Origin of the sequence: Streptomyces hygroscopicus subsp. hygroscopicus (assembly GCF_030269125.1) — a bacterium.
Lineage (GTDB): Bacteria > Actinomycetota > Actinomycetes > Streptomycetales > Streptomycetaceae > Streptomyces > Streptomyces hygroscopicus_C.
In genome coordinates this window covers 326,004-351,591 of sequence record NZ_BSSM01000009.1, presented here as the reverse complement: position 1 = coordinate 351,591, position 25,588 = coordinate 326,004, and the positions used below count along the sequence as shown (strand labels likewise).

The window sequence follows — 25,588 nt, the reverse complement described above, 5'->3', positions numbered from 1 at the left end:
CGTCGAGCCCCGCGGACACGGCCTCCTCGACCACGTACTGGATCGCGGGCTTGTCGACGACCGGCAGCATCTCCTTGGGAGTGGCCTTGGTGGCCGGCAGGAACCGGGTGCCAAGACCCGCCGCCGGAATGACAGCCTTGCTGATCCTGGGGTGCGACTGAGTCATGCCCGCCACCTTAACCGGTGACTTTGTGGGGTTCCTGGGCTGTGCTTGGTGGACCCTTTGAAGACGACTCGGACGGCGTGAGCGCCGTGGAACGGCATACAGGAAGGGTGCGGGAGACGACCCGTGGAACACGACGGACGCGTGGACGAGCCTGGCAAGAGGACGTTGCGGCGAAGCCTCCTCGCGATGAGGAGCAGCCTGCCGGACGATGACGTACGGGCGTCGGGCCGGGCGCTGGCCGCGCGCGCCCTGGAACTGCCCGAACTGGCGAGGGCGCGCACGGTCGCCGCGTACGTCTCCGTGGGCTCCGAGCCCGGCACGGGCGCGCTCCTGGACGCGCTGCGCGCCCGGGGCGCCCGCGTGCTGCTCCCCGCGCTGCTGCCCGACAACGACCTCGACTGGGGCGAGTACGCCGGGTCCGGCTCCCTCACGGAGGTCCGGCACGGCGGGCGGATGGCCCTGTTCGAGCCGTCGGGCGCGCGGCTCGGCCCGGACGCCGTGACGGGCGCGGACGTGGTCCTGCTGCCCGGACTCGCGGTGGACGCGCGCGGAATGCGGCTGGGGCGCGGCGGCGGCTCGTACGACCGCGTGCTGGCCCGGCTGGAGCGCGCGGGCGCGCACCCCCGCCTGGTGGTCCTGCTCTACGACTGGGAGGTCGTCGCGCGGGTCCCGGAGGAGGAGCACGACCGGCCGGTGCACGCCGTGGTGACGCCGTCCGGGGTGCGCCGCCTCACCGGTGGCTGACCGGCACGGGAAAGGCCCTCCACGCGGGAGGGCCTTTCCGTCGCGGGCGCCGCCGCTCAGGGCTTGAGGACGAGCGTGTCGCTCGTGCTCTTGTCGACCGCCTTGGAGGAGTACGACCAGGGCAGCAGCTCGCCCTTGGCCCACTTGTCGGTCTGGTCCGTGTAGTGGGCGCTGAACGCGTGCCCGGAGGCGCCGGTCAGGTTGATCCACCTGGACTTGTCGAGGTCGGCCAGGTTGACCACCATCCGCATGGACGGCACCCAGACGACGTTGTAGCCGCCGGCCGCGTTCCAGCCGGTCGCGTCCACGGCCGCCTCACCGCCGTTGAGCTTCCAGGGGCCGCGGTTGAGCAGGTACTGCAGAACCCTGGGGCCGTCGGTGCCGAGCGTCTGGTTCTTCAGGAACAGGCGGTGCAGCCGGCCCCAGTTCCAGGTGTCGATGTCCTTGCCGAGCTTGGCGGTCAGCTCCCAGCGGGCGTCGATCATGGCGCGCGCGAAGAGCTGGTCCATGTTCTCGGCCGCCGGGCGCGTGCCCTGCTTGGGCGTCTTCCACCAGTCGCTGTCCGGCTTGTTCATCAGGTTGCGCACGACCTCGAACCAGCGGTCGCCGCCGTCCGGCTGCGCCTGGTCGTCGGCGCGCTGGCCGCACTCGCGCACCTTGGTGTCGTCGTCCACGGGACCGGTGCTGTCGATCTTGTCGACCCACAGGCACTGGCCCTCGACGCGCAGCTCCTTGGGGAGCTTGTTGCCGAAGGCGAGCTTGAGGACGTTGCGCCAGACGGCGTTGAAGTACGCGGCGGCGGCCGAGTCGGAGTCCTGGGTGTAGTCCCAGCCCTCCAGCAGCTTCTGCGCGTCGCGTACGTTCTTGTCGTCCAGGTTGATCTTCAGCAGCTTCGGCACCATGAGCTTGGCGATCTCGCTGCTGTCGTCCAGCTGCATCTGCCGCATGTCGTCGGTGGAGATCTTGCCGCCGCCCTTGATCTTCGACTCGATCAGGTCGGTGATCCGCTGGCTGCGGGTGCCGTAGCCCCAGTCGGTGGTCAGGGTGTACGGGTACTTGTCCTTGGCGACCACGGCCTGGTTGGCGGTGACGACGAAGCCGCGCTTGGGGTTGTACTCGTACGGCAGCTCGTCCTGCTGGATGAAGCCGGTCCAGCGGTACTTGGGGTCCCAGCCCGGCGCCGGGACGGAGCCGTCGTCCGCGGCGGAGCGCGTCGGGATCCTGCCCGGCAGGGTGTAGCCGATGTTGTCGCGCGTGTCGGCGTAGATCAGGTTCTGCGAGGGCACGTCGAACTTGGCGGCGGCGGCGCGGAAGTCGTTCCAGTTCGCCGCCTTGTCGAGCGCGAAGACGGCGTCCATGGAGGCGCTCGGGTCGAGCGCGGTCCACCGCAGGGCGATGCCGTAGCCGTCGCCGCGGTCGGGGGCCGCGGTGTTGACCGTGGCCTTCCGGCCGACCTGGACCAGTTCGTCGTCGCGGTCGGACAGCAGCGGCATCCCGTCCTGGGTCGCGCGCACCACGATCGTCTTGGCGGCGCCGCCGGCGACCTTGATGGTCTCCTGGCGGGTCTTGAAGGGCCGCACCTTGCCGTCGTACAGGTAGCCGCCCGCGGTGACCTTCTCCAGGTAGAGGTCGGAGACGTCGACCCCGGAGTTGGTCATGCCCCAGGCGATGTCGCCGTTGTGGCCGATGATCACACCGGGCATCCCGGCGAACGTGTAACCCGTGACGTCGTACTGGCACTTGGCCGAGACGGTCCGGCAGTGCAGGCCCATCTGGTACCAGACGCCCGGCAGGGACGCCTCCAGGTGCGGGTCGTTGGCGAGCAGCGGCTTGCCGGTGATCGTGTACTTCCCGGCGACGACCCAGGAGTTGGAGCCGATGCCCTGGCCGTTCACGCCGACGGCGGTCGGGAGGTCGTCCAGGGAGCTGTAGAGGCCGCCCAGTTGGCTTGTGACGCCCGAACCGGCGGTGGCGGGGGTTCCGGAGCCGGTGGAGCCGGCGGTGCCCGCAGACGACCCCGTGGCGCCGCCGGTGGTGCCCGTCGTGCCGGTGGTGCCGGTGGTGCCCGCGGTGCCCGCGGTGCCGGTGCCCGTCGCGCCCGTGGTCCCGGTCGTGCCGGTGCCCGTGCCGCCCGCGGCCGTGCCCACCGGCGTGCCCGCGGCGGCGCTCTGCTCGAAGCTCTTGGTCAGCGCGTTGTACTGGCCCTCCTGCACGATCGGCTTGTTGCGGCCGTACGGGTACTCCGGGTACAGGTCCCGGATCTGCTGCGGGCCGAGCCGGCTCGTCATCAGGGCGCGGTCGATCTCGTCCCGCATGTTGCCGCGCAGGTCCCAGGCCATCGCCTTCAGCCAGGAGATCGAGTCGACCGGGGTCCACTGCTCGGGCTTGTAGTCGTTGGTCAGGCCGAGGGCGGCGTACTCCAGGGAGAGGTCCTTGCCGCTCTTGCCCTTCAGGTACGCGTTGACGCCCTTGGAGTAGGCGTCCAGGTAGCTCTTGGCGGAGGCCGACAGCTTGGTGTCGTACTCCTGCTTGGCGATCCGGTCCCAGCCGAGGGTGCGCAGGAACTCGTCGTTGCGGACCTGGCTCCTGCCGAACATCTCGGACAGGCGCCCGGCGGTCATGTGCCGGCGCACGTCCATCTCGTAGAACCGGTCCTGCGCCTGGACGTAGCCCTGCGCCATGAACAGGTCCTGGTCGGAGGACGCGTAGATCTGCGGGATGCCGTTGCCGTCCCGCTTGACGTCGACCGGGCCCGACAGTCCGTCGAGCGTGATCGACCCCGTGGTCTGCGGCAGGGAGGCGCGCACGGTGCTGACCGACCAGAACCCGCCGTAGGCGATGCCCGCGATGACGGCCAGGACCAGCAGCAGCACGAGCAGTCGGGCTCTGCGCCCCTTCTTCCTGCCTGACTTGGCGGGCGCGGCACCGGCGGTGGCGGTGTCACCCGTTGTGGCGGTGGTGTTCGGGGGCATCGCTGTCCTTGCTGTCCTAACGCGAGCGGCAGGTCGGGCCATGACTTTGAATGAGCGCTGGAGCAACCATAGGCGCAGGACCCTGTGCGCCTTGACGCGGAGTCGGCAACCAGCGCGCACGAGCGTTCGATCTTCTCCCCTTAACGTCAAGAAAGCGTCAAGAATTAGGTAAGGTAACGAAGTACCTGGATGCGGTACGCCGCAGCCTCGGATCTTGTGTTCACGCGTCCGCGCGCCCCGCGCCGGGCCAAGGAAGGGAACCGCCGCTGACTGTTCACCACCTCAACCAGCTCCTGCTCGTCTGCTCCCTCGTCCTGCTGGTCGCCGTGGCGGCCGTGCGGATCTCCTCCCGCAGCGGGCTCCCCAGCCTGCTCGTTTACCTGGGGATCGGCGTCGTCATGGGCCAGGACGGCCTTGGCCACATCCACTTCGACAGTGCCGCCTTGACGCAGGTCATGGGCTATGCGGCCCTCGTCGTGATCCTCGCCGAGGGCGGCCTCGGCACCAAGTGGAAGGAGGTCCGGCCGGTCCTGTCCTCCGCCGCGGTCCTCGCGACCGCGGGCGTCGCGGTCAGCGTCGGGATCACCGCGGCGGGCGCGCACTACCTGGTCGGGCTGGAGTGGCGGCAGGCGCTCATCATCGGCGCGGTGGTGTCCTCGACGGACGCGGCGGCGGTCTTCTCGGTACTGCGCAGAATCCCCCTGCCCGCACGCGTGACGGGCACCCTGGAGGCGGAGTCCGGCTTCAACGACGCCCCGGTCGTCATCCTGGTCGTGGCGTTCTCCACGGCGGGGCCGGTCGAGCACTGGTACATGATGCTCGGCGAGATAGCCCTGGAGCTGGCCATAGGCGCGGCCGTGGGCCTCGCGGTGGGCTTCCTCGGCGCCTTGGGGCTCAAGCACGTGGCGCTGCCCGCCTCCGGCCTCTACCCGATCGCCGTCCTGGCGATCGCCGTGTCGGCGTACGCGGCCGGCGCCCTGGGCCACGGCAGCGGCTTCCTCGCGGTCTACCTGGCCTCCATGGTGCTCGGCAACGCCAAGCTCCCCCACTGGCCGGCCACCCGCGGCTTCGCCGAGGGGCTCGGCTGGATCGCCCAGATCGGCATGTTCGTGCTGCTCGGCCTCCTGGTCACCCCGCACGAACTGGGCGACGACGTCATGCCCGCCCTGGTCATCGGCCTGGTGCTCACCATGGTGGCCCGCCCGCTCAGCGTGCTGCTCAGCCTGACGCCGTTCCGGGTGCCCTGGCAGGAGCAGACCCTGATGTCCTGGGCGGGGCTGCGCGGCGCCGTGCCCATCATCCTGGCGACGATCCCCATGGTGAACGGCGTCGAGGGCAGCCGGCGGATCTTCAACATCGTCTTCGTCCTGGTCGTCGTCTACACCCTGGTCCAGGGCCCGACGCTGCCCTGGCTGGCGCGCACCCTGCGGCTCGGCGAGAAGGGCGAGGCGTCCGACCTCGGCATCGAGTCGGCGCCCCTGGAGCGCCTGCGCGGGCATCTGCTGTCCGTGACGATCCCCGAGGAGTCGCGGATGCACGGCGTCGAGATCGCCGAACTGCGGCTGCCGGCCGGGTCCGCCGTGACGCTCGTCGTGCGGGAGGGGAAATCGTTCGTCCCGCTGCCCAGCACGGTTCTGCGGCGCGGCGACGAACTCCTGGTGGTCGCCACCGACCCGGTCCGCGACGCGGCGGAGGCACGGCTGCGCGCCGTGGCCCACGGCGGCAAGCTGGCGAGCTGGCTGGGCACCGACGGGGCGGGAGCCGGGGGCTCGCGCTAGCGACGCGGCTCAGGGCGAGGACGGCGGCTCGTTCCCGGGACGCGGCTCGCGTCGGAAGCCGGGGCTCGCGGCGGGAGCCGGGGTTCGCGGCGGGAGTACGTGTCAAGAGAATGTTTCACACGGTTCACACCTCGCGCGGGCGCACGGAATCCGAGGCGGCCGGCCCCATGGTGCTCGTTTTCACAGCCCGCGCGGGGGTGATCGCTGTATACGATGAAGGCGCACCCTGATCGAACCAACTCTGCCTGACGCAGAGCTGGCGCGACCGTATGGCGGCCGTGACGCCCCCCACCTTGCCGTGGGCGCCGGTATCTACCGCAGTCCGCGCAAGAGGACAGCTCTCGGCGCCCGGACCCGCACGGGCCGCGCGCTACCAGGCGGCGGAAAGGCACGGGCCGTGGGATCCACGGTCACCGACGAACCGGCGAAGACCTCGACGGCGTCCTCCCGCCCGGGATACGGACCCCTGCTGCGCACCCGCGGCGCCTGGACCTTCCTGCTCCCCGGCTTCGCGGCACGCCAGCCGTTCGCGATGCTCACCCTCTCCATCGTGCTGCTGGTGCGGCACACCACCGGCTCGTACGGCGCCGCCGGCGCCGCCGCGGCCGTCACCGGCGTCTCCATGGCGCTGTTCGCGCCCTACAGCGGCCGCCTCGCCGACCGCTACGGCCAGCGCGCCGTGCTGCTCCCCGGCATCCTGGTGCACACCCTGTCGGGCCTGGCCCTGACGGGGCTCGCGCTGGCGCACGCCCCCCTGTGGGCGCTCTTCCTGGCCGCCGTGCCGACCGGTGCGTCGGTGCCGCAGATCGGCCCCATGGTGCGGGCGCGCTGGGGCGTGAAGCTCCAGGGCTCGCCCCTGATGGGCACCGCGGCCGCCTTCGAGTCGGTCACCGACGAGCTGACATTCGTCTTCGGGCCGCTGCTGGCGACCGCCCTGTGCACCGCCGTCGCCCCGGCGGCCGGCCTGCTCGCGGAGGCGGCGCTCACCCTCGTGGGCGGTTTGCTGTTCGCCGCGCGGAAGAGCACCCAGCCGCCGGTGAGCGCCACGGCCGGACCCGCGCGCGTACGCCACGGTTCCGCGCTCCGGGTCCCCGGTGTGCGCGTGCTGGCCGTGACCTTCCTCGGCATCGGCTCGGTCTTCGGCGGCATGCAGGTCTCCCTGGCGGCGTTCACCCAGTCCATCGGCGAACCCGGCCTGAACGGCGTCCTGTACGGCGTCTTCGCCGCGGGAAACATGCTGTCCGGCGTCGTGTGCGGCGCGATCGCCTGGAAGACGGCGCCCCAGCGGCGCCTGCTCGTCGGCTACGCGGCGCTCGCGCTGGCCGCGTCCGCGCTGTGGACGGCGCACTCCGTGCCGCTGCTCGCCGCGCTCGGCCTGCTGGTCGGCATGTGCATCGCACCGTCGCTCATCACCGGCTACACCCTGGTCGAAGGGCTGGTCCCGGCCCGCGCCCGCACCGAGGCCCTCACCTGGCTGACCGGCGCGGTCGCGCTCGGCCAGGCGGCCGCGGTCACCGTCGCCGGGCAGCTGGAGGACCGGCTGTGGGACGGCTCGGGATTCCTGGTGCCGATGGGCGGCACGGTGATCGCCCTGACGACCCTCGTGGCGCTGCGATCCCGGCTGATCGCGCGCCAGGAGAGCCAGACCGTGGCACGTGGCGTCGGTCACCGCACGCCGGTGACGGTGGACTGATCCCCGGGAATACGTCACTATGGAGCGTCGTTAGCACTCAATGAGTGAGAGTGCCAGGAGGAGACAGTGCCGACCTACCAGTACCAGTGCACCGAGTGCGGCGAGGGCCTCGAGGCGGTGCAGAAGTTCACCGACGACGCCCTGACCGAGTGCCCCAACTGCAACGGGCGCCTGAAGAAGGTGTTCTCCGCGGTCGGCATTGTCTTCAAGGGCTCCGGCTTCTACCGCAACGATTCCCGCGGCTCCACGTCGAGCAGCAGCCCGGCGACGAAGTCGTCCAGCGCCTCGACGTCCGGCTCGTCGTCGGCCGGTTCGTCCTCGTCCGACTCGAAGTCGTCGACGTCCAGCTCGGCCGGCACGTCCGCCGCCTGAGGCCGTACGGTCCGTCCGCTTCGACGCCCGCCCTGCCGGCCTACGACGGCAGGGCCTTCGGCGTTCTCCGCCAACCCCCACCTGCGGGCCGTCACGGCCAGCTAATGTCTTGGCCATGGCGAACGCAGAGATCGGCGTAATCGGCGGCTCGGGCTTCTACTCGTTCCTCGACGACGTGACCGAGGTGCAAGTGGACACCCCCTACGGACCGCCCAGCGACTCCCTCTTCCTCGGCGAGATCGCCGGCCGGCGGGTCGCCTTCCTGCCCCGGCACGGCCGCGGTCACCATCTGCCGCCGCACCGCATCAACTACCGCGCCAACCTGTGGGCGCTGCGCTCCGTGGGTGTACGGCAGGTCCTCGGCCCCTCCGCGGTGGGCGGCCTGCGCCCCGAGTACGGCCCCGGCACGCTGCTGGTGCCGGACCAGTTCGTGGACCGTACGAAGTCCCGGGCCCAGTCGTACTTCGACGGACTGCCGCTGCCCGACGGCACCGTGCCGAACGTCGTGCACGTGTCGCTCGCCGACCCCTACTGCCCCACCGGACGGGCCGTCGCGCTGAAGGCCGCCCGCGGCCGGGACTGGGAGCCGGTGGACGGCGGCACGCTGGTCGTGGTCGAGGGGCCGCGCTTCTCCACGCGCGCCGAGTCGCTGTGGCACCAGGCACAGGGCTGGTCGGTCGTGGGCATGACCGGCCACCCCGAGGCGGCCCTCGCCCGCGAGCTGGAGCTGTGCTACACCTCCCTGACCCTGGTCACCGACCTCGACGCGGGCGCCGAGACCGGGGAGGGCGTCTCCCACGAGGAGGTCCTCCAGGTGTTCGCGGCCAATGTGGAACGGCTGCGCGGGGTCCTCTTCGACACGGTGGCCGCGCTGCCGGAGACCGGGGCGCGGGACTGTCTGTGCGTGAACGCGCTCGGCGGGATGGAGCCGGGGTTCGAGCTGCCGTAGCGGGAGCCGCGGGACCGGTGGCTGTGGCCACGTCGCTCGCCGAAGCGGAAGCCTCGGGGGCGGGCTGTGGACACGTCGCCGTAGCGGGAGCGGGAGCCGCAGGGCCGGGGGCTGTGGGCAAATCGCCGCAGCGGGCCGCGGGAGCGGGCTGTGGACAAGTCTTCGTAGCGGCGGCAGGAAGGGGAGCCGCAAGGGCCGGGGGCTGTGGACAAGTCGCCGTGCCAGGAGCGGAATTGCCCGTTCGGGTGGGCGGGATATCCACAAGCGGCCGGTGGTCCACCGGCTCCGGCGGATTCCGGCGCGAGGCGTCATCGTGGCAGCGCAAGCCGATGTCCCTCGTCGCAGGCGGTGATCCCGATGCCCCTTCCCTCCTCCCCGTTCCCCTCGTCCGCCCCCTCCTCCCGGTCCACGGCCGCCCCGCGCCGCACCGCGTGGCCCCCTCCCCTGCGCCTGCCGCGCCCGCTGGGCACGGACGCGCCCGCGACCTGCGAGGTGCCGCCGTTCCCCCCGGTGCGGGTACGCGGCGGCCGGTACCGGGTGCGGTGTCTCGTCCGGCACCGGGGACGCGCGGTGGCGGCCGGCCTCGCGGTGACCGCGGCCGCACTGGTGGCGGCGGGCCCAGGGACCCCGGCGGAAGGCCACCGCACCGACCAGGCGGCCCGACCGGCCCGGTCCGTGCGTGGGCACCCGCCCGCCCCGCTGCGACGGCCCCGCCCGGCGGACCTGGTGGCGGCGCCGGTGCGGATCGCCGACGCCGCCACGGTCCGGCTGCTGCGCCCCGGCGACCGGGTCGACGTCATCGCCGCGCAGGACCCGGCGGCCGGGAGCGGTGCCCGGGTGCTGGCGCGCGGAGCGCGGGTGACGCGGGTGCCGGAGCCACTGGACGGCGCGACCGAGAGTGGCGCGCTGATCGTGCTGGCGGTGCCCCGCGCCCTGGCGGCGGGGCTCGTCGGGGCGAGCGCCACGGCGCGACTGGCGGTGACGCTGTGCTGAACCACGTCGGTCTTTTTCCTGGCGGCGCGCTGTCAAGTCCCTCTTTCAGGGGATGGGATTGGACAGTATGGCCGCATGGTGCCGTAGGTTGCGGAGCGTTTTGTTCCACGACTTGTGCATGCGAGGAGCGTCCCCGAGGTGAGCGCGAAGAAGGATCCGAGCGTCCTGCAGGGCTTCAAGGCCTTCCTGATGCGCGGCAACGTCATCGACCTGGCGGTGGCGGTCGTCATCGGCGCCGCCTTCACGAACATCGTCAACGCGCTGGTGAAGGGGATCATCAATCCGCTGGTCGGCGCGATCGGTACGCAGAACCTGGACAACTACAGCACGTGCCTCAGCGCCTCCTGCCACGGGACGCACGGCATCCAGCTGATGTGGGGCTCCGTTCTCGGCGCCACGCTGTCCTTCCTGATCACCGCCACGGTGGTGTACTTCCTGATGGTCCTGCCGATGTCGAAGTACCTGGCCCGGCAGGCGGCCCGCAAGGCGGCGCGGGAGGGCACGAAGGAGGTCATCGAGGTGACCGAGCTGGAGGTCCTCAAGGAGATCCGCGACGCCCTGGTCACCCAGCGCCGCGCCGGTCACGAGGACCACTAGCCGCTCAGAGGTGGTGGGGCGGCTTCTCGTCGAGGAAGCGCTTGAGGTCGGCGGCGCCGTCGCCGTCCGGCCGCTCGCCCCAGCCGCGGTCGGTGTCGTCCGAGGACTGCTGGTCCAGCGGATCGTCGAAGACCAGCGCGGGCTTCGGGTCACGCGGCTCGGGTGCGGGGGCGATGCTCATGGATCCAGGGTACGACCCTCGTCCCGGAGCACCTCCGGCCGCTTGTGAACGCCCGCACGAACCCGCGGCACGGTTTTCTGCTCTGCTGAGAGGCATGACGACGAGTTCCACCCCGCCGCCCGCGACCCCGGGCGCACCGCATCCCCCCGGCCCCGTGAGACGGCTCACCGCCCGCGGGCGCGACGAGGCCCACCGGGTCTCCTCCCCGCTCGAGCTCTTCTTCGACCTCTGCTTCGTCGTGGCGGTCGCGCAGGCGGGCGTCCAGTTGGTGCACGCCGTCGCCGCCGGGCACCCCGGCACCGGGGTCCTCAACTACGCGATGCTGTTCTTCGCCATCTGGTGGGCCTGGATGAACTTCTCCTGGTTCGCCTCGGCGTACGACAACGACGACGTGCTCTACCGGGTCGTCACCCTGGTGCAGATCGCCGGCGTCCTGGTGCTGGCCGCCGGGGTCTCCCGGGCCTTCCGGCAGCACGACTTCCTGACGGTCTGGCTCGGCTATGTGATCATGCGCGTCGCGATGGCCACCCAGTGGCTGAGAGCCGCGAGAACGGCCGAGGGCGGCGAACGCGGGGCGGCGCTGCGGTACGCGGGCGGGGTGCTGGTGTGCCAGGTCGGCTGGGCCGGTCTGGTGGTGCTGCCGCCGCCGGCGCGGCCCTGGGTGTTCCTGGTGATGGCGATCGCGGAGATGTGCGTGCCGCTGTTCGCCGAGCGGGGTTACGAGACGTCCTGGCACCCGCATCACATCGCCGAGCGGTACGGCCTGTTCACGATCATCGTGCTGGGCGAGACGATCTCCGCGGCCACGGTCGCCGTGAAGTCGGCGGTGGACGAGCACTCGGCGCTGGGTGAACTGCTGCCGATCGCCGCGGGCGGCCTCCTGATCGTCTTCTCCGCCTGGTGGATCTACTTCGTGGTGCCCATCCACGGTCATCTGCGCTCCAGCGGACGGGCGTTCCTGTGGGGATACGGCCACTATCTGATCTTCGCCTCGGCCGCGGCCATCGGGGCGGGCCTGGAGGTGGCCGTGGAGGAGACGGCCGGCTCGGCGCACATCTCCACGGCGGCCGCGTCGGCGGCGGTGACCGTGCCGACGGCGCTCTATCTGCTGGCTGTCTGGGTCCTGCACGCACGGCACTTCAAGGTCGGCATCGCCCAGCAACTGGTGCTGCCGGTCACGGCCCTGCTGGTGCTCTGCTGCACCTTCCTGGGCGGCCGGTCGGTCCTGGCGGCGGGGCTGGTCTGCGCGGCGGCGGTGGCCACAGGGGTGATCCTGACGGCCCGCACCAGCCGAAGGGAGCGCACGGCGAGCGCCGGGACGCCGGCCGGCTGAGCCCTTCGGCGGCGGGTGGGGCTCGGGCAGACTGGCGCCATGACAGTTGACGCGTTGACAGATGTCGCCGGGGTGCGGGTCGGACACGCCACCCGGACCGGGCAGGGCCGGCTCACCGGGACCACGGTCGTACTGGCGCCGGAGGGCGGGGCCGTCGCCGCGGTGGACGTGCGCGGGGGCGGGCCCGGCACCAAGGAGACCGACGCCCTCGACCCGCGCAACGTGGTCCAGCGGGTGGACGCGATCGTGCTCACCGGGGGCAGCGCCTACGGGCTCGACGCGGCGTCCGGGGTGATGGCCTGGCTGGAGGAGCGGGGGCGGGGCGTGCGGGTGGGGCCCGATCCGGCGCATGTCGTGCCGGTGGTGCCCGCGGCGTGCGTCTTCGACCTGGGGCGTGGCGGCGACTTCCGCGCCCGCCCGGACGCCGCGACGGGACGCGCCGCGGTGGAGGCGGCGGCCGCGACCGCTCCGGGCGCCCCGGTGCCGCAGGGCTGCGTGGGGGCCGGGACCGGCGCGGCGACCGGGCGGCTCAAGGGTGGCGTGGGCACCGCGAGCACGGTCCTCAACTCGGGCATCACGGTCGCCGCCCTGGTGGTCGCGAACGCCGCGGGCTCGGTGATGGATCCGGAAACGGGGGTGCTCTACGGGGAGTTGTGGGAGGGCCGGGCCGACCGCCCGCGGGAGGAGGTACACGAGGCGGCGCTCCGCCGCCTGGAGGAGACCGGCGCCGGCCGTACGCCGCCGCCGCTGAACACGACGCTCGCGGTCGTCGCCACCGACGCGGACCTGACCAAGGCGCAGGCCCAGAAGCTGGCCGGCACCGCCCACGACGGCATCGCCCGCGCCGTCCGCCCGGTCCACCTCCTCCACGACGGCGACACGGTCTTCACCCTGGCCACCGGCACCCACGCCCTCGACCCGCACCCCCTCGCCCTCAACGAGGTGCTCGCCGCGGCCGCGGACATGGTGACGCGGGCGATCGTCCGGGCGGTCCGCACGGCCGAGTCGGTGGAGGGACCGGGCGGCACGTGGCCGTCGTACGGGGAGTTGTACGGGCGGCCGTAGGGGGCGGGGCGACCGTGGGGGTATTGGGGAGGGGTGGGAGGGAGGGGAGGGGGGAGGGGGGAGGCCCCCAGCGGGATGAACGTCGGGTTCCGGTGGGGATTGTCGCGGTTCTGTCACGTCCCGCCGTTCCGATGAGCCGAGGGGAACCTCAGCGGCCGTTCACGCACTCTTCGTCTGCGTACTGGAACGGACCTCGCACATCACATGAACCTGGAGCAGCCCGTGACAACGCCGGACATTGCAGCGCGGCGCGCACTGGGGGCCTGTGCCGCCCTGATGGTCGGCGCCCTCACCCTGACCGGTTGCGGCGGCGACGCCAACGCCTCGAACGGCGGCGGTGACGCCAAGACCCCGAAGACCTCGACGGCGAAGATAGCGATCTCGGCGAAGGACGGCGCGACGGACGCGTCCATCAACGCCACCGGGGTGAAGGTCAGCGACGGCAGGCTGACCGACGTGAAGATGACGGTGGCGGGGTCGGGGCAGTCCGTGCCGGGGGCGATATCCGCGGACGGCCACAGCTGGAAGCCGAAGCAGCAACTGGAACGCGGTACGAAGTACCAGATAGCCGCGACCGCGAAGGACGCCGACGGGCGCCCGGCGGCGGCCAACGCCATCTTCACCACCGTCACCTCGGCGAACAGTTTCATCGGCACCTACACGCCGGACAGCGGCTCCACGGTCGGTGTGGGCATGCCGGTGTCGTTCACCTTCGACAAGTCGATCAGCGACAAGAAGGCCGTGCAGTCGCACATCACGGTCGACTCCAGCAGCGGCCAGCAGGTGGTCGGGCACTGGTTCGGTGACCGCCGCCTGGACTTCCGGCCGCAGGAGTACTGGAAGGCCGGCTCCAAGGTCACGATGCACATCGACCTGGACGGCGTGCAGGGCGCGCAGGGCGTCTACGGCGTGCAGAAGAAGACCGTCACGTTCACCGTCGGGCGCTCGCAGGTCTCCACGGTCGACGTCGGCACGGAGACGATGACCGTGGTGCGCGACGGCCAGACCCTCAAGACGGTGCCGATCTCCGCGGGCAGCCCGCAGCACACCACGTACAACGGGCAGATGGTGATCTCCGAGAAGTTCACCCAGACCCGGATGAACGGCTCGACGGTCGGCTTCGGCGGGGAGTACGACATCCCGGACGTGCCGCACGCGATGCGGCTGACGTCCTCGGGCACCTTCATCCACGGCAACTACTGGTACAGCCGCGGCAACCCGCCCTTCGGCCGGCAGGGCACCAGCCACGGCTGCGTCGGTCTCGCGGACGTGCAGGGCGCGCAGGGCGACACCCCGGCGAAGTGGTTCTTCGACAACTCGCTGGTCGGCGACGTGGTGATCGTGAAGAACTCCCCCGACTCCACCGTGGCCCCGGACAACGGCCTCAACGGCTGGAACATGTCCTGGAGCGCCTGGACCGCCGGAAGTGCCGCCTGACCGACGGGTTTTGACGGGTTTTGTGGCCGCGCGGGAACTTCTCGCGCGGCCCGCGCGTTTTCCCGGTGTTCGTTTTCCCATTCCCGGACATGATGTCCGGTCGAGGGGCTACGGTATGCACCCACAAGGTGACATGCAGCAACGCCGGGAGATGCCTTGAGCGTTCCGTACGAGACGGCAGCGTACGAACCAGCCGAGTCGCCCGAGTCTCCTGAGGAGCACCTCGCGCGGCTCCTCGGCCGTGCCCTGAACTCCTTCGAGCTACCCGACGAGGTGATGCGGCGGCTCGACTGCGCGCTGGTGTACGACAGTTCGCTGCACTCGGCTCACCACAGCGCCGGGCTGCACCGGGAGACGTACCGGCACACCTGGCTGCTCGCCGACGGCTCGGCGGTCACGCTGTGGGAGCTGGCGTACAACACCACTCCGGGCGGCTCCTCGGAGCACGAGGTGTACACGGACGAGGAGGAGCTCCAGACCGCCACCTCGCGGCTCGGATTACCCCCGGAGGCGCCCGAGCTGGAGCTGTCCGCGCCGACGTGGCTGTGGGCGATCCCGACGCCCCGGCACGTGTTCGCCTCCGGCGACTCCGCCGACCACGCCCGTCGGCTGCTGCGCCGCGCGGAGAACCCGGATCACCCCGATGCCCGCACCGCGGCCCTGCTGGCCACGGCGACGGCGCACGAGATCACCCAGGCATTCGGCCGTCCGGGCCGGGCCGGGCGCTCCGGGCTGAGTTACGCGCTGTACGAGCACGCGTTCCTGCTGCCGGACGGCAGCGAGGTCTCCCTGTGGGAGGTCGAGCACACGGCGACGCCGGACGGCCGGCACATGTGCGAGGTCTACATGTCGGAGCGCGCGGCTCGCTCGGCGATGGAGCGGCGCGCGGCGCGGCAGGGCTGACGGTGGGGCGGCGCGGCCGGCGGCGGAGGCCGGGCCGGTCAGCGGTGGCCGAGTTGCCGTATCAGGCCGGCGAAGGCGTCCTGTTCGGCCGGGGTCAGCTCCACCGACTCCCGCAGCGGGCCGGTGCGCTGGGCCGGGAGGAACGGCAGGCGGGTGGCCGCGAGTTCTCGAAGGGCCTGCGCACGGAACCGGCGCAGCAGACGCAGCACGCCGATCGCCCAGACCACACCGGCCAGGGTGAGGAAGACCGCGGCGGCCAGCTGGAGGGTCGAGAGATGCTCGGGCATACCCACCAGTACACACCACCGCGGCGCACTTCGGCCCCGGACCGTGACGTATCTCGCAGGTGCCGTGAACAACACAGACGGAACCAACACCCCACACCGAACCAAAGGGACAGGCGGCGCGGAGGTGAACGCGCGCCGTGACTAGGTCAGCTCCTGGCCTACCGCTGCGGCATCCTCGTACGCATGACGACCGCCACCCCGGCACGGCTGCTGCAGTTGCTCTCCCTCCTCCAGACGCCCCGCGAGTGGCCCGGCGGCGAGCTGGCCGATCGGCTCGGGGTGTCCCGGCGTACCGTGCGCCGGGATATCGACCGGCTGCGGGAGCTGGGGTATCCGGTGGAGGCGACGAGGGGTTCGGACGGCGGGTACCGGCTGGTCGCGGGCAAGGCGATGCCGCCGCTGGTGCTGGACGACGAGGAGGCCGTCGCGATCGCGGTCGGGCTGCGGGCCGGCGCCGGGCACGCGGTCGCGGGCGTGGAGGAGGCGTCGGTGCGGGCGCTCGCCAAGCTGGAGCAGGTGCTGCCGGCCCGGCTGCGGCACCGGGTCTCCACTTTCGGGGCCGCGACCACGCCGCTGACCAGCGGGGACGGGGCGAGTATCGCGCCGGGGACGCTGACCGTGCTGGCCTCGGCGGTGGCGGGTCGGGAGCGGCTGCGGTTCGCCTACCGGGACAAGGAGGGCGGCGCGTCCCGCCGGCTGACCGAGCCGCACCGGCTGGTGTCGACGGCGCGCCGCTGGTACCTGGTCGCGTACGACGTCGACCGCGCCGGCTGGCGGACGTTCCGGGTGGACCGGGTGAGCGAGCCGTTCGCCACCGGAGTCCGGTTCGAGGAGCGGGAGTTGCCGATGGGCGGCGCGGCCGAGTACGTGCGGCAGTCCATTCAGCAGTGGCAGGAGTCGTACGCCTTCGAGGTGCGGTTCGCGGCGTCGGCGGTGGAGGTGGCCGAGCGGGTCCCGGCGGCGCTCGGGACGCTCACGGACGACGGCGGGGGCGGCTGCGTCCTCGCGGGCGTCACCGGTGATCCCGTGGAGTGGCTGACGGTCCGGCTGGCGCTGGCGGGGTACGAGTTCACCGTGCGGGGGCCGGAGGAACTGGCGGCGTGCGTGCGGGAGTTGGGGGGACGGCTGAGCCGGGCGGGCGGCGCCTAGCTGTTCTGTCCTGGGAGGTTGTGGACGGGTGAGCCAGGTCTCGGCTGAGGGATCTTGAACAGGTGAGGGCCTTCCGGTTCGGTGTGGATTGCGACGTCTACACCAACCAGAAAGGCCCTCGTGGTCCACCGTAATGCACCCCTGACCGAGACCGGTCGCCTGCGTCTGGCCCGTTGCGTGGTCGAGGAGGGCTGGCCCCTGCGCCGGGCCGCCGAACGCTTCCAGGTCTCGCCCACCACGGCCCAGCGGTGGGCCGAGCGCTACCGGCAGTTCGGCGAGGCAGGCATGCGTGACCGTTCCTCCCGCCCGCACTCCAGCCCCCGCCGTACCCCGACCCGCACCGAACGCCGGATCATCAAGGTCCGCGTCCTGCGCCGGTGGGGACCGGCCCGCATCGCACACCTGCTCCGTCTCGTGCCCTCCACCGTGCACCGCGTGCTGACCCGCTACAGCCTCGCCCGCCTGGCCCACCTGGACCGGGCCACCGGCCGCGTCGTGCGCCGCTACGAACGCGACCGGCCCGGCGAACTGGTCCACGTCGACATCAAGAAACTCGGCAACATCCCCGACGGCGGCGGACACAAGGCCCACGGCAGGGCCCAGGGCGGCCGCAACAGCTCCGCGCACCGCGACCCCGCACGGCCCCGCATCCGTCACGGCCGCCCCAACCTCGGCTACAGCTACCTGCACACCGCCGTCGACGACCACTCCCGCCTGGCCTACAGCGAGATCCACCCGGACGAGAAGAAGGAGACCGCCACCGGCTTCTGGACCCGGGCCCAGGCGTTCTTCACCCAGGCCGGGATCACCGTGGAACGCGTCCTGACCGACAACGGCGCCTGCTACCGCTCACGCGACTGGCGCGACGCCCTGGCAGCGGCCGGGATCGCCCACAAGCGAACCCGGCCCTACCGGCCGCAGACCAACGGCAAGGTCGAACGCTTCAACCGCACCCTGCTCGAAGAATGGGCCTACGCCCGCCCCTACCACTCGGAGCAGGAACGGCGTGACGCCTTCCCCGACTGGCTGCACACCTACAATCACCACCGCGGCCACACCGCGCTGAAAGGCCAACCACCCGCCAGCCGCGTCCCCAACCTCACGGGTCAATACACCTAGCGCTCGCCGTCCCAGGAGAAGTCGCCGAGGGCCCTGAGGTTGCGCAGGGCGAGGGCGGCGGGGCCGTCCGGACCGGCGGCGGGTGAGGTGGTCGCGGCCCAGGACTGCACGGCGACGCGTACGGCGCTGCCGGCGACGGCGGCGGCGAAGCGGAGGTCGGGGGTGATCACGGGGACGGGGGGCGGGAGTGCGGTCGGGCCCGCGCCGTCGGTTTCCGGCTCGCGGGCGGGCCGCACGGGGCCCGGCGGCGCGGCCGGCTCCACCCCGCGGGTCGCGGCGAGCGGATCGCGGGCGGTCCCCGGCTCCCCGGCTCCGGGCTCCCCGGCCCACGGCACCCCGGCCGGTCCCGTCGCCTCGTCGCCCGCTCCCGGCACGCCCGTCTGCTTCCCGTCGGCGACCTCTTCCGTCTCCGCCGCGGGCGCCATGCCCCATCCGGGGGTCGCCAGCCGCCGCGCCAGGATCTCCGCCAGCGCCTCCTCCGAGGTCTGGCCCACCTCGGCCCAGACCTTGCGCAGGGCGGGGCTGGTGTCGGTCAGGCGGATCAGGGTGCGGACCCATTCCCAGGAGGCGGCCGAGACCCCGGCGCCGGGGACGAGGGTGTGCTCGACGGCGTGTTCCAGGGCCTGCGGGACGGTGAGGCGGGCCGGGGCGGCGCGGACGGCCTCCGCCCAGCGCTGGGCGCCGGCGGCGTAGAGGGGCGCGACCGCCTCCTCCTTGCTGGCGAAGTAGCGGTAGAAGGTGCGCGGTGCGATGCCGGCCTGCTGGGCGATGTCCTCGGCGCGGGTGGCCCGCAGGCCCTGGCGGACGAACAGGGCGGCCGCGGCCCTGGCGATCTCCATCCGGGTCTCGGCCTTGCGGCGCTCGGTCAGGGAGGGGGTCGGCACGGCGCCGGAGGGGGACTGCGGGGTGGCGCGGGGGGTGGAACGGGGGGTAGGACGGGGGGTGGTGCTCATCTCGGCAGGCTATGCCCGTATGGCAGAATCTGCCATCCGGCGGTTCACCCCGGGGTTCAGGTGCGGGGTGGGCCGCCCTTTGCCGTCCCGGCGCGGTCGCGGCACTCCCAGCGTCCCACGGACCGGGCCGCTCCCGCAGGAGGAGACCGCACGACGGGCCGGCGCGGGACGACCGCGACGACGCCCTGCGCGTGATCCCCCGTTATGCCCGTGCCCCCGTCCGCCCCGCCGGGACGAGGCACCGCGGCGCGGGGTGAGCGGGGCCGTGGACGACGAGGCGGGCACGCGGCGGCGGACCGAGGCGCGGCGACGCGGCCCGGAGACGGGCGAGCGGTATGCCTTCGCGGTCGCGGAGGAGCCGGGGAGCGGCCCCGACTGCCGGGAGACGCCGGGGTGGTGGGCCCGTCGTCCTCAAGCGGCTGGGGCGGCTGAGGAGTTCGGGCACCGGCCGCGCCGAGGCCGGATTCCGGACCGCCGTGCACGCCCGTGGTCGCGGCATCGCGCCCCGCGCGCTGGAGGTGCCGGGGGGCTGGGCGTTCGCCGACTTCGCCGGTGGGGGTCTCCGGCGGCTGGAACGCCTGCGCCAGTCGGACAACACCGCCTCCTGCCACGTGGCGAGGAAGTGCCGTTTCGAACCGGTCGGCCGGGTACCCGCGGCACCGCCGGTTCCCGCTCGACGGCCGTCTGCCCACCCGCGAACTTGGCGGCAGGGGCACAACCGCCGAGACGACGCCGCCGAGGTCACCGCGTCGAGATCCCGCCCGGCACCCGGCGCAGAAGAAGCCGGGCTCCGGCGCCCGGGGGGGGGTGGGCGCCGGAGCCCGGCTCTGGGAAGTCCCGGCGCCGGGGGGGATGTGCGTCGGGACGTGGCTCGCGTGGGGGCGGCCGGGTGGGACTCGATGTGCCGGGTGAGGTGCGAAGTGCCCGATGGGGTGTGATGCGTCAGCGGTGACCGGTGTGGGGAGTGCGGCGTTCGCCGGGCCCGCCGGCGGGCCCGGAAGGGTTGTTCCCTCGGGCCCGGCCGTTGAAGCGGCGGGAGGGCGCCGTGTTTGCGCCGTCTTTCTCCACCCGGCGTACGCGGCCTCCGGCTCACGCCGCCGCGTCGAACCCGGTGTCCCGCGCCAGCTTCTTCAGCTCCAGCAGGGCGTGCTTCTCGATCTGCCGGATGCGCTCGCGCGTCAGTCCGTGCTCCTTGCCGACCTCGGTCAGGGTGCGCTCGCGGCCGTCCTCGATGCCGTAGCGCATCTTGATGATGGACGCCGTGCGCTGGTCGAGACGGCCGATCAGGTCGTCCAGTTCCTCGCTGCGCAGCAGGGTCAGGACGGACTGCTCGGGGCTGACCGCCGAGGTGTCCTCCAGCAGGTCGCCGAACTGGGTCTCCCCCTGGTCGTCCACCGACATGTTCAGCGAGACCGGGTCACGGGCCCAGTCGAGGACGTCGGTGACGCGCTCCGGCGTGGAGCCCAGCTCCGCGGCGATCTCCGCGGGCTCCGGCTCGCGGCCGTGCTCCCGGTTGAACTCGCGCTGCACCCGGCGGATGCGGCCCAGCTCCTCCACCAGGTGGACGGGGAGCCGGATGGTGCGGGACTGGTCGGCGATGGACCGGGTGATGGCCTGGCGGATCCACCAAGTGGCGTACGTCGAGAACTTGAAGCCCTTGCGGTAGTCGAACTTCTCGACGGCGCGCACCAGGCCCGCATTGCCCTCCTGGATCAGGTCGAGCAGGGGCAGGCCGCTGCGCGGGTAGCGCCGGGCGACCGCGACGACCAGGCGGAGGTTGGAGCGGATGAAGACGTCCTTGGCCCGCTCACCGGCGGCGACCAGGGCCTCCAGCTCCTCGCGGGTGGCGTCCGAGGTGGTGTCCTCGAACCCGTCGAGAACCTGTCGCGCGAACACACCCGCCTCGATGGTCTGGGACAGCTCGACCTCCTTGGCGGCGTCGAGCAGCGGCGTACGCGCGATCTCGTCGAGGTACATGCCGACCAGGTCGCGGTCCGCGATCTCGCCGCCATGTGCGCGAACACTGCTTGCCGAGTCGGCCGTCTCGCCGGAGGCGGACTGACGACGGGCGACGGCACGGGTTGCCATGCGTGCTCCCTTGCGATGGTGGGCTGGCGGGTGGTCCTGTTGAACGCTCGGCACTCCGGGGGCGGTCCTGGACTCTCCCCTGAGTGCCCTGCATCCGATGGAAACAACGACTGGAATCAGGACAGAATTCCCAACCCGACCCTCAATTTTTCTGATCATGCAGTACCCTGTCGGCCGCATGAGAGACGAGATGGCATCCAAGCCCACAGAGCTGCAGGTCAGGCCGGGAGTCGAGGCGGATCTCGGCGCGCTCACGGAGATCTACAACCACTACGTGCGCGAGACGGCCGTCACGTTCGACACCGCCCCTCTCACCCCGCGGGACCGCCTCTCCTGGCTGCTCTCCCACCCGGAAGACGGCCCCCACCGCCTGATGGTTGCCACCCAGCCCGCCCCGGGCACCGGCACCGGCACCGGCACGGAGCGCATCCTCGGGTACGCCACCTCCGGCCCCCACCGGGCGCGCCCCGCGTACGCGACCTCCGTGGAGACCTCGGTGTACGTCGCCCCCGACGCGGGCCGGCGCGGCATCGGCACGCTGCTCTACGACGCCCTCTTCAAGGCCCTGGCCGACGAGGACCTGCACCGCGCCTACGCCGGGATCACCCAGCCGAACGAGGCCTCGGTACGGCTGCACACGCGCTTCGGCTTCCGGCACCTGGGCACGTTCCAGGAGGTGGGCCGCAAGTTCGGGCGCTACTGGGACGTGGCCTGGTACGAGAAGGAGCTGTAGCCGCGCCCGCCCCTTCGCCGCCGCGCCCCTACCCGAACTGCACGGACCGCTTCGCCAGCCCCATCCAGAACCCGTCGATCACCGACTTCTGCGCGTCCAGCTCGCCCGCGGCCTCCGCCGCGCCCATGGTGACGAAGAGCGGGGCGAAGTGCTCGGTGCGGGGGTGGGCGTAGCGGCCGGCCGGGGCCTTGCCCAGGAAGTCGAGGAGGGCGTCCCAGTCGCGGTCCTGGAGGGCGCGCCGCCCCCACTCGTCGAACTCGGCGGACCAGCTGGGCACGCCGCCGCCGGTGTGGCGCAGGGCGGCGAGGTTGTGGGTGAAGAAGCCGGAGCCGATGATCAGCACGCCCTCGTCGCGCAGCGGGGCGAGCCTGCGGCCGACGTCCATGAGCCGCACCGGGTCGAGGGTGGGCAGGGAGACCTGGAGGACGGGGATGTCGGCGTCCGGGTACATCTCGACGAGGGGGACGTAGGCGCCGTGGTCGAGGCCGCGGTCGGGGATGTCCTGGACGGGGGTGCCGGGGGCGCGCAGCAGCTTGCGGACCGAGTCGGCCAGCTCGGGCGCGCCGGGGGCCTCGTACCGGACCCGGTAGTAGTGCTCGGGGAAGCCCCAGAAGTCGTACACCAGCGGGACGGTCTCGGTCGCGCCGAGGGCGAGCGGGGCCTCCTCCCAGTGCGCGGAGACGACGAGGACGGCCTTCGGGCGGGGCAGTGCCGCGGCCCAGGCGGCGAGCTGGCCGGGCCAGACGGGGTCGTCGGCGAGCGGCGGCGCGCCGTGGCTGAGGTACAGGGCGGGCATGCGCTCCTTGGCGACCATGGACATGACGGCGGCTCCCACTTCGTCCCGGCGAACCGGATCGACCGAATCCTTTAACTCTCAAGCTCTACGCGAATACCGTACGCCCAACTAGTTCAATTTTCAAAGAGAAGTTTCGTAAAGTGGACACATGAACACGGCATCGGACTCCGCCGCACCGCACCGCTGGCTCACACCCGAGGAACAGCGCATCTGGCGCGCGTACCTGCACGCCACCACCCTGCTGGAGGACCACCTCGACCGGCAGCTGCAACGCGACGCGGGCATGCCGCACATGTACTACGGCCTCCTCGTCTTCCTCGCCGAGGCACCACGCCGCCGACTGCGGATGACCGAGCTGGCCATGAAGGCGAAGATCACCCGCTCCCGTCTGTCGCACGCCGTCGCACGCCTGGAGAAGAGCGGCTGGGTGCGCCGGGAGAACTGCCCCTCCGACAAGCGCGGCCAGTTCGCGGTCCTCACCGAGGAGGGCGCTTCCGTGCTCGGCCGTACCGCGCCGGGCCACGTCACCGCCGTACGCCAGGCCCTCTTCGAACGGCTCAGCCCCGAACAGCAGAAGGCCCTCGGCGAGATCATGGAGATCGTCGCCGAGGGCCTGCAACCGGACGGGGAGGGTGCGGACCTCCCCTGGCTCCGCTAGCTCACCGAAGGGGTCAGTGGGCCACCACCGGCACCTGCACCTCGTCCTGCGCGCCCGCTCCGGCGGCCACCGTGGTGGAGCCCGGACGGCCCGCGTTGACGAAGGTGAAGGCGATCAGCGCGGCGACACCCAGGATGCCGAAGGCGAAGGCGATCGCCGTGCTGTAGCCGTGCACCATGCCCTGGAGCCCCACCAGCTGCTGCTGCGGCCTGGTGGCGGCACCGGCGATGTGGTCCTTGATGTACGACGTCTTCGCGGACGCGGCGATGGTGTTCAGCAGCGCCGTGCCGATCGCGCCGCCCACCTGCTGCGAGGTGTTGACCATCGCGGAGGCGACACCGGCGTCCCGGGGCTCGACGCCCTGGGTGGCCAGGGACATGGCCGGCATGAACGCGGTACCCATGCCGAGGCCCAGCAGCACCATCGCGGGCAGCAGCAGGGTGGCGTACGACGACCCGATCTCCAGCCGGGTCAGCAGCAGCATGCCGAGACCGGCGACCAGGAAGCCGGGGCCCATCAGCAGCCGGGCGCGGACCCGGGTCATCAGGCGGGCGCCGATCTGGGTGGAGCCGGTGATCATGCCGGCCACCATCGGCAGGAACGCGAAGCCGGTCTTGACCGGGGAGTACCCCTGCACGATCTGGAGGTAGTAGGTCAGGAACAGGAACAGGCCGAACATGCCGATGATGGCGAGGCCGAGGGAGAGGTAGATGCCGCCGCGGTTGCGGTCGCGGACCACGCGCAGCGGCAGCAACGGGGCCTTGACCCGGGACTCGACCAGCACGAACGCCAGCAGCAGCACCGCGGACGCCACGAACATCGACACGGTCAGGGTGTCGCCCCAGCCGTCGGACTCGGCACGCGTGAAGCCGTACACCAGCGCGACCAGGCCGAGGGTGGACAGGAGGACGCCGGGGATGTCGAGCGGGGCGCGGTTGCGGCCGCCCTCCGGCTCACGGATGACCAGCAGCGCGCCGGTCGCGGCGACGACGGCGAACGGCACGTTGACGAAGAACGTCCAGCGCCAGTCCAGGTACTCGGTGAGGAAACCGCCGAGGATCAGGCCGACGGCACCGCCACCGCCCGCGATGGCGCCGTAGATGCCGAACGCCTTGGCGCGCTCCTTGGCGTCCGTGAACATCACGGCCAGCAGGGACAGCGCGGCGGGCGCGAGCAGCGCGCCGAAGACGCCCTGGAGGGCGCGGGCGCCGAACATCATCGGGCCCGAGGTGGCGAGACCGCCGACCGCGGAGGCCAGGGCGAAGCCGATCAGACCGGTGGTGAAGGCACGCCGGCGGCCCCACTTGTCGGCGATCCGGCCGCCGAAGAGCAGCAGACCGCCGAAGGCGAGGGCGTAAGCCGTGACGACCCACTGCCGATTGCCGTCGGATATGCCGAGGTCCTTCTGGGCGGAGGGCAGGGCGATGTTCACGATGGTCGAGTCGAGGACGACCATCAGCTGGGCGAGCGCGATGAACACGAGCGCTTTCCAGCGGTTGGCGTCACCGCTCGGCGCGGCGATGCGGGGAGCCTTGAGGGCTTCGGACATGGGTGTACCCACTTCGGGACTTCGGGAGTTCACGAGTGCGGAGCTTCGTGACCAGATGACGGAAAAACGACGAGAAATCGACAGTGAGCGGAACGTGTCAGGACAGCGGAGGCAGCAGGCGGGAAGTGACGGGCTGTTGGACTGCGCGAGGGACCCGAACCGATCGGGCCGGTGGGCCTATTCGGTCTGGGCGGAACAATCGGACTGGCGGAGTTCCTCGACGGTGACGGCACTGCCCGGCAGCACGGAGCGGGCCGGGGCCCGCAGACCGTCGAGGAGAAGCTGGAGATGGCGGTGGACGAACCGGTCGCCGCGCGGGCAGTCCGTGCCGGCCGGGGGCCGGCTCAACTGGGCCACGGCGATCATCAGGTCGCCGACCCCGACGTCGGACCGCAGCTGACCCGCCGTCACGGCCCGCCCCATGACCTCCGCCACGAGGCTCTCGACCCGCTCGCGGGCCGCCTCCAGGTCGGGATGGTGCCGGTCGAAGGTGCTGGAGACCATCGGGCACAGCGCGCTGATCCGCTCGTCGGCGCAGGCGTGCACGAAGTGCTCCAGTGCCGCGAACGCGTCCCCGGTCTCCGCGAGGGCACCCTCGGCCGCCTCGGCCGTACGGTCCATCACGGAGCAGACGACCTCGCGGACGAGGGCGTCGCGGTCGGGGAAGTTGCGGTACAGCGTGGCATTGCCGACGCCCGCCCGCCGGGCGATCTCGTCCAGCGGCACGTCGGGGCCGTGCTCGACGAACATCTCCCGGGCGGCGGTGACGATCCGCTCCCGGTTGCGCAGGGCGTCGGCGCGGGGCCGGGTCACCTTGCGCGGCGCGGGGTGGGTCGCGGTCGTCACTGCGCACTCCTTTGCTGGCGGGACGCCGGTGGGGCGTCCGTGGGACGTCGATGCGATGCCGGTGGTCCGGCGATCCGGGGAATCAGTCCCCGTTTCAGGCGAACACACTGCTAAACGGGGAGGGGCTCCCCACTTATTTCCCGTGCACGAAAAGAGGCCCTGTGACCTGAGACACACTCACCTCGGCCCGGAATTCACCCTCCCGCGCCCCGCCTTCCCCCCATCGG

Annotated in this window: 24 protein-coding genes; 15 read left to right on the top strand and 9 right to left on the bottom strand. The window is 72.1% G+C overall.

Features of this window, described 5'->3' with window-relative positions:
• Positions 1–166 (bottom strand): sugar phosphate nucleotidyltransferase (locus QSK45_RS21940; protein WP_285559442.1); only part of this gene is annotated, 166 nt, incomplete at its 3' end.
• A 123-nt stretch (positions 167–289) separates the two neighbouring features.
• Between QSK45_RS21940 and QSK45_RS21935 the strand changes: the two genes are divergently transcribed.
• Positions 290–910 (top strand): 5-formyltetrahydrofolate cyclo-ligase, encoded by a 621-nt coding sequence (locus QSK45_RS21935; RefSeq protein WP_285559423.1) that lies wholly within the window; start codon positions 290–292, stop codon positions 908–910.
• 56 nt (positions 911–966) lie between these two features.
• Here the strand turns inward: QSK45_RS21935 and QSK45_RS21930 are convergent, their stop codons facing one another.
• Positions 967–3,882 carry a penicillin acylase family protein gene (locus tag QSK45_RS21930; protein ID WP_285559421.1) on the bottom strand — a complete coding sequence of 972 codons (2,916 nt, stop codon included), beginning with the start codon at positions 3,880–3,882 and terminating at the stop codon, positions 967–969.
• A gap of 266 nt (positions 3,883–4,148) precedes the next feature.
• Here QSK45_RS21930 and QSK45_RS21925 point away from each other — a divergent pair, with 266 nt between their 5' ends.
• The 6 genes from QSK45_RS21925 (at position 4,149) to mscL (ending at position 10,264) form a co-directional block, all read left to right on the top strand.
• Positions 4,149–5,660, top strand: coding sequence for a potassium/proton antiporter (locus tag QSK45_RS21925; RefSeq protein WP_285559440.1), 1,512 nt, complete (start codon positions 4,149–4,151; stop codon positions 5,658–5,660).
• Between the two features lie 397 nt (positions 5,661–6,057).
• Positions 6,058–7,353 carry an MFS transporter gene (locus QSK45_RS21920; protein ID WP_285559420.1) on the top strand — a complete coding sequence of 432 codons (1,296 nt, stop codon included), beginning with the start codon at positions 6,058–6,060 and terminating at the stop codon, positions 7,351–7,353.
• 66 nt (positions 7,354–7,419) lie between these two features.
• Positions 7,420–7,725 (top strand): FmdB family zinc ribbon protein, encoded by a 306-nt coding sequence (locus tag QSK45_RS21915; protein ID WP_285559419.1) that lies wholly within the window; start codon positions 7,420–7,422, stop codon positions 7,723–7,725.
• 115 nt (positions 7,726–7,840) lie between these two features.
• The gene (locus QSK45_RS21910) at positions 7,841–8,674 is read left to right on the top strand and encodes an S-methyl-5'-thioadenosine phosphorylase (protein ID WP_285559418.1); all 834 of its coding nucleotides are present in this window, start codon (positions 7,841–7,843) and stop codon (positions 8,672–8,674) included.
• 357 nt (positions 8,675–9,031) lie between these two features.
• Entirely contained in the window at positions 9,032–9,667 is a 636-nt protein-coding gene (locus QSK45_RS21905; RefSeq protein ID WP_285559416.1) for a hypothetical protein, read from the top strand.
• Positions 9,668–9,805: 138 nt separating this feature from the next.
• Positions 9,806–10,264, top strand: a complete 459-nt coding sequence (mscL, locus tag QSK45_RS21900; RefSeq protein WP_285559414.1) for a large conductance mechanosensitive channel protein MscL — start codon at positions 9,806–9,808, stop codon at positions 10,262–10,264.
• Positions 10,265–10,268: 4 nt separating this feature from the next.
• Here the strand turns inward: mscL and QSK45_RS21895 are convergent, their stop codons facing one another.
• A complete protein-coding gene (locus QSK45_RS21895; RefSeq protein ID WP_285559412.1) occupies positions 10,269–10,445 on the bottom strand; it encodes a hypothetical protein in 177 nt (58 codons plus the stop codon).
• A gap of 94 nt (positions 10,446–10,539) precedes the next feature.
• Between QSK45_RS21895 and QSK45_RS21890 the strand changes: the two genes are divergently transcribed.
• From QSK45_RS21890 to QSK45_RS21875, 4 genes are all read left to right on the top strand, one after another.
• Positions 10,540–11,778, top strand: a complete 1,239-nt coding sequence (locus QSK45_RS21890; protein WP_285559410.1) for a low temperature requirement protein A — start codon at positions 10,540–10,542, stop codon at positions 11,776–11,778.
• Between the two features lie 39 nt (positions 11,779–11,817).
• Positions 11,818–12,843 (top strand): P1 family peptidase, encoded by a 1,026-nt coding sequence (locus tag QSK45_RS21885; protein WP_285559408.1) that lies wholly within the window; start codon positions 11,818–11,820, stop codon positions 12,841–12,843.
• Positions 12,844–13,065: 222 nt separating this feature from the next.
• Positions 13,066–14,280 (top strand): L,D-transpeptidase family protein, encoded by a 1,215-nt coding sequence (locus QSK45_RS21880; RefSeq protein WP_285559406.1) that lies wholly within the window; start codon positions 13,066–13,068, stop codon positions 14,278–14,280.
• A 156-nt stretch (positions 14,281–14,436) separates the two neighbouring features.
• Positions 14,437–15,183 carry a DUF6227 family protein gene (locus QSK45_RS21875; RefSeq protein WP_285559404.1) on the top strand — a complete coding sequence of 249 codons (747 nt, stop codon included), beginning with the start codon at positions 14,437–14,439 and terminating at the stop codon, positions 15,181–15,183.
• A 38-nt stretch (positions 15,184–15,221) separates the two neighbouring features.
• Here QSK45_RS21875 and QSK45_RS21870 read toward each other — a convergent pair whose 3' ends face one another.
• The gene (locus QSK45_RS21870; RefSeq protein WP_285559403.1) at positions 15,222–15,470 is read right to left on the bottom strand and encodes a hypothetical protein; all 249 of its coding nucleotides are present in this window, start codon (positions 15,468–15,470) and stop codon (positions 15,222–15,224) included.
• A 183-nt stretch (positions 15,471–15,653) separates the two neighbouring features.
• Here QSK45_RS21870 and QSK45_RS21865 point away from each other — a divergent pair, with 183 nt between their 5' ends.
• Both QSK45_RS21865 and QSK45_RS21860 read left to right on the top strand, forming a co-directional pair.
• On the top strand, positions 15,654–16,619 hold the full coding sequence (locus QSK45_RS21865; protein ID WP_285559402.1) for a helix-turn-helix transcriptional regulator: 966 nt from the start codon (positions 15,654–15,656) through the stop codon (positions 16,617–16,619).
• Positions 16,620–16,739: 120 nt separating this feature from the next.
• Complete coding sequence (locus QSK45_RS21860; RefSeq protein ID WP_285559400.1) at positions 16,740–17,738, top strand: IS481 family transposase; 999 nt, start codon at positions 16,740–16,742, stop codon at positions 17,736–17,738.
• Here the strand turns inward: QSK45_RS21860 and QSK45_RS21855 are convergent.
• Positions 17,735–18,691, bottom strand: coding sequence for a TetR/AcrR family transcriptional regulator (locus tag QSK45_RS21855; protein ID WP_285559399.1), 957 nt, complete (start codon positions 18,689–18,691; stop codon positions 17,735–17,737). The two genes, QSK45_RS21860 and QSK45_RS21855, sit on opposite strands and share 4 nt — an antisense overlap.
• A gap of 1,089 nt (positions 18,692–19,780) precedes the next feature.
• Entirely contained in the window at positions 19,781–20,779 is a 999-nt protein-coding gene (locus QSK45_RS21850; RefSeq protein ID WP_285559397.1) for a sigma-70 family RNA polymerase sigma factor, read from the bottom strand.
• 190 nt (positions 20,780–20,969) lie between these two features.
• Here QSK45_RS21850 and QSK45_RS21845 point away from each other — a divergent pair, with 190 nt between their 5' ends.
• A complete protein-coding gene (locus QSK45_RS21845) occupies positions 20,970–21,512 on the top strand; it encodes a GNAT family N-acetyltransferase (RefSeq protein WP_285559396.1) in 543 nt (180 codons plus the stop codon).
• Positions 21,513–21,540: 28 nt separating this feature from the next.
• On the opposite strand, the gene QSK45_RS21840 is transcribed toward QSK45_RS21845, so the two are convergent.
• Positions 21,541–22,332 (bottom strand): dioxygenase family protein, encoded by a 792-nt coding sequence (locus QSK45_RS21840; RefSeq protein ID WP_285559393.1) that lies wholly within the window; start codon positions 22,330–22,332, stop codon positions 21,541–21,543.
• A gap of 124 nt (positions 22,333–22,456) precedes the next feature.
• Between QSK45_RS21840 and QSK45_RS21835 the strand changes: the two genes are divergently transcribed.
• Complete coding sequence (locus tag QSK45_RS21835) at positions 22,457–22,966, top strand: MarR family winged helix-turn-helix transcriptional regulator (RefSeq protein ID WP_285559391.1); 510 nt, start codon at positions 22,457–22,459, stop codon at positions 22,964–22,966.
• A 13-nt stretch (positions 22,967–22,979) separates the two neighbouring features.
• Here the strand turns inward: QSK45_RS21835 and QSK45_RS21830 are convergent, their stop codons facing one another.
• On the bottom strand, positions 22,980–24,515 hold the full coding sequence (locus QSK45_RS21830) for an MFS transporter (protein WP_285559390.1): 1,536 nt from the start codon (positions 24,513–24,515) through the stop codon (positions 22,980–22,982).
• 177 nt (positions 24,516–24,692) lie between these two features.
• Positions 24,693–25,361 (bottom strand): TetR/AcrR family transcriptional regulator, encoded by a 669-nt coding sequence (locus QSK45_RS21825; RefSeq protein WP_285559388.1) that lies wholly within the window; start codon positions 25,359–25,361, stop codon positions 24,693–24,695.
• Positions 25,362–25,588 lie beyond the last annotated feature (227 nt).

What these genes read in the sequence shown, in the direction of transcription:
- QSK45_RS21930 (WP_285559421.1), bottom strand. Translation starts at nt 3,882, where the DNA reads ATGCCCCCGAACACCACCGCCACAACGGGTGACACCGCCACCGCCGGT.
- QSK45_RS21910 (WP_285559418.1), top strand. Translation starts at nt 7,841, where the DNA reads ATGGCGAACGCAGAGATCGGCGTAATCGGCGGCTCGGGCTTCTACTCG.
- QSK45_RS21905 (WP_285559416.1), top strand. Translation starts at nt 9,032, where the DNA reads ATGCCCCTTCCCTCCTCCCCGTTCCCCTCGTCCGCCCCCTCCTCCCGG.
- QSK45_RS21895 (WP_285559412.1), bottom strand. Translation starts at nt 10,445, where the DNA reads ATGAGCATCGCCCCCGCACCCGAGCCGCGTGACCCGAAGCCCGCGCTG.
- QSK45_RS21890 (WP_285559410.1), top strand. Translation starts at nt 10,540, where the DNA reads ATGACGACGAGTTCCACCCCGCCGCCCGCGACCCCGGGCGCACCGCAT.
- QSK45_RS21885 (WP_285559408.1), top strand. Translation starts at nt 11,818, where the DNA reads ATGACAGTTGACGCGTTGACAGATGTCGCCGGGGTGCGGGTCGGACAC.
- QSK45_RS21870 (WP_285559403.1), bottom strand. Translation starts at nt 15,470, where the DNA reads ATGCCCGAGCATCTCTCGACCCTCCAGCTGGCCGCCGCGGTCTTCCTC.
- QSK45_RS21865 (WP_285559402.1), top strand. Translation starts at nt 15,654, where the DNA reads ATGACGACCGCCACCCCGGCACGGCTGCTGCAGTTGCTCTCCCTCCTC.
- QSK45_RS21855 (WP_285559399.1), bottom strand. Translation starts at nt 18,691, where the DNA reads ATGAGCACCACCCCCCGTCCTACCCCCCGTTCCACCCCCCGCGCCACC.
- QSK45_RS21850 (WP_285559397.1), bottom strand. Translation starts at nt 20,779, where the DNA reads ATGGCAACCCGTGCCGTCGCCCGTCGTCAGTCCGCCTCCGGCGAGACG.
- QSK45_RS21845 (WP_285559396.1), top strand. Translation starts at nt 20,970, where the DNA reads ATGGCATCCAAGCCCACAGAGCTGCAGGTCAGGCCGGGAGTCGAGGCG.
- QSK45_RS21840 (WP_285559393.1), bottom strand. Translation starts at nt 22,332, where the DNA reads ATGTCCATGGTCGCCAAGGAGCGCATGCCCGCCCTGTACCTCAGCCAC.
- QSK45_RS21835 (WP_285559391.1), top strand. Translation starts at nt 22,457, where the DNA reads ATGAACACGGCATCGGACTCCGCCGCACCGCACCGCTGGCTCACACCC.
- QSK45_RS21830 (WP_285559390.1), bottom strand. Translation starts at nt 24,515, where the DNA reads ATGTCCGAAGCCCTCAAGGCTCCCCGCATCGCCGCGCCGAGCGGTGAC.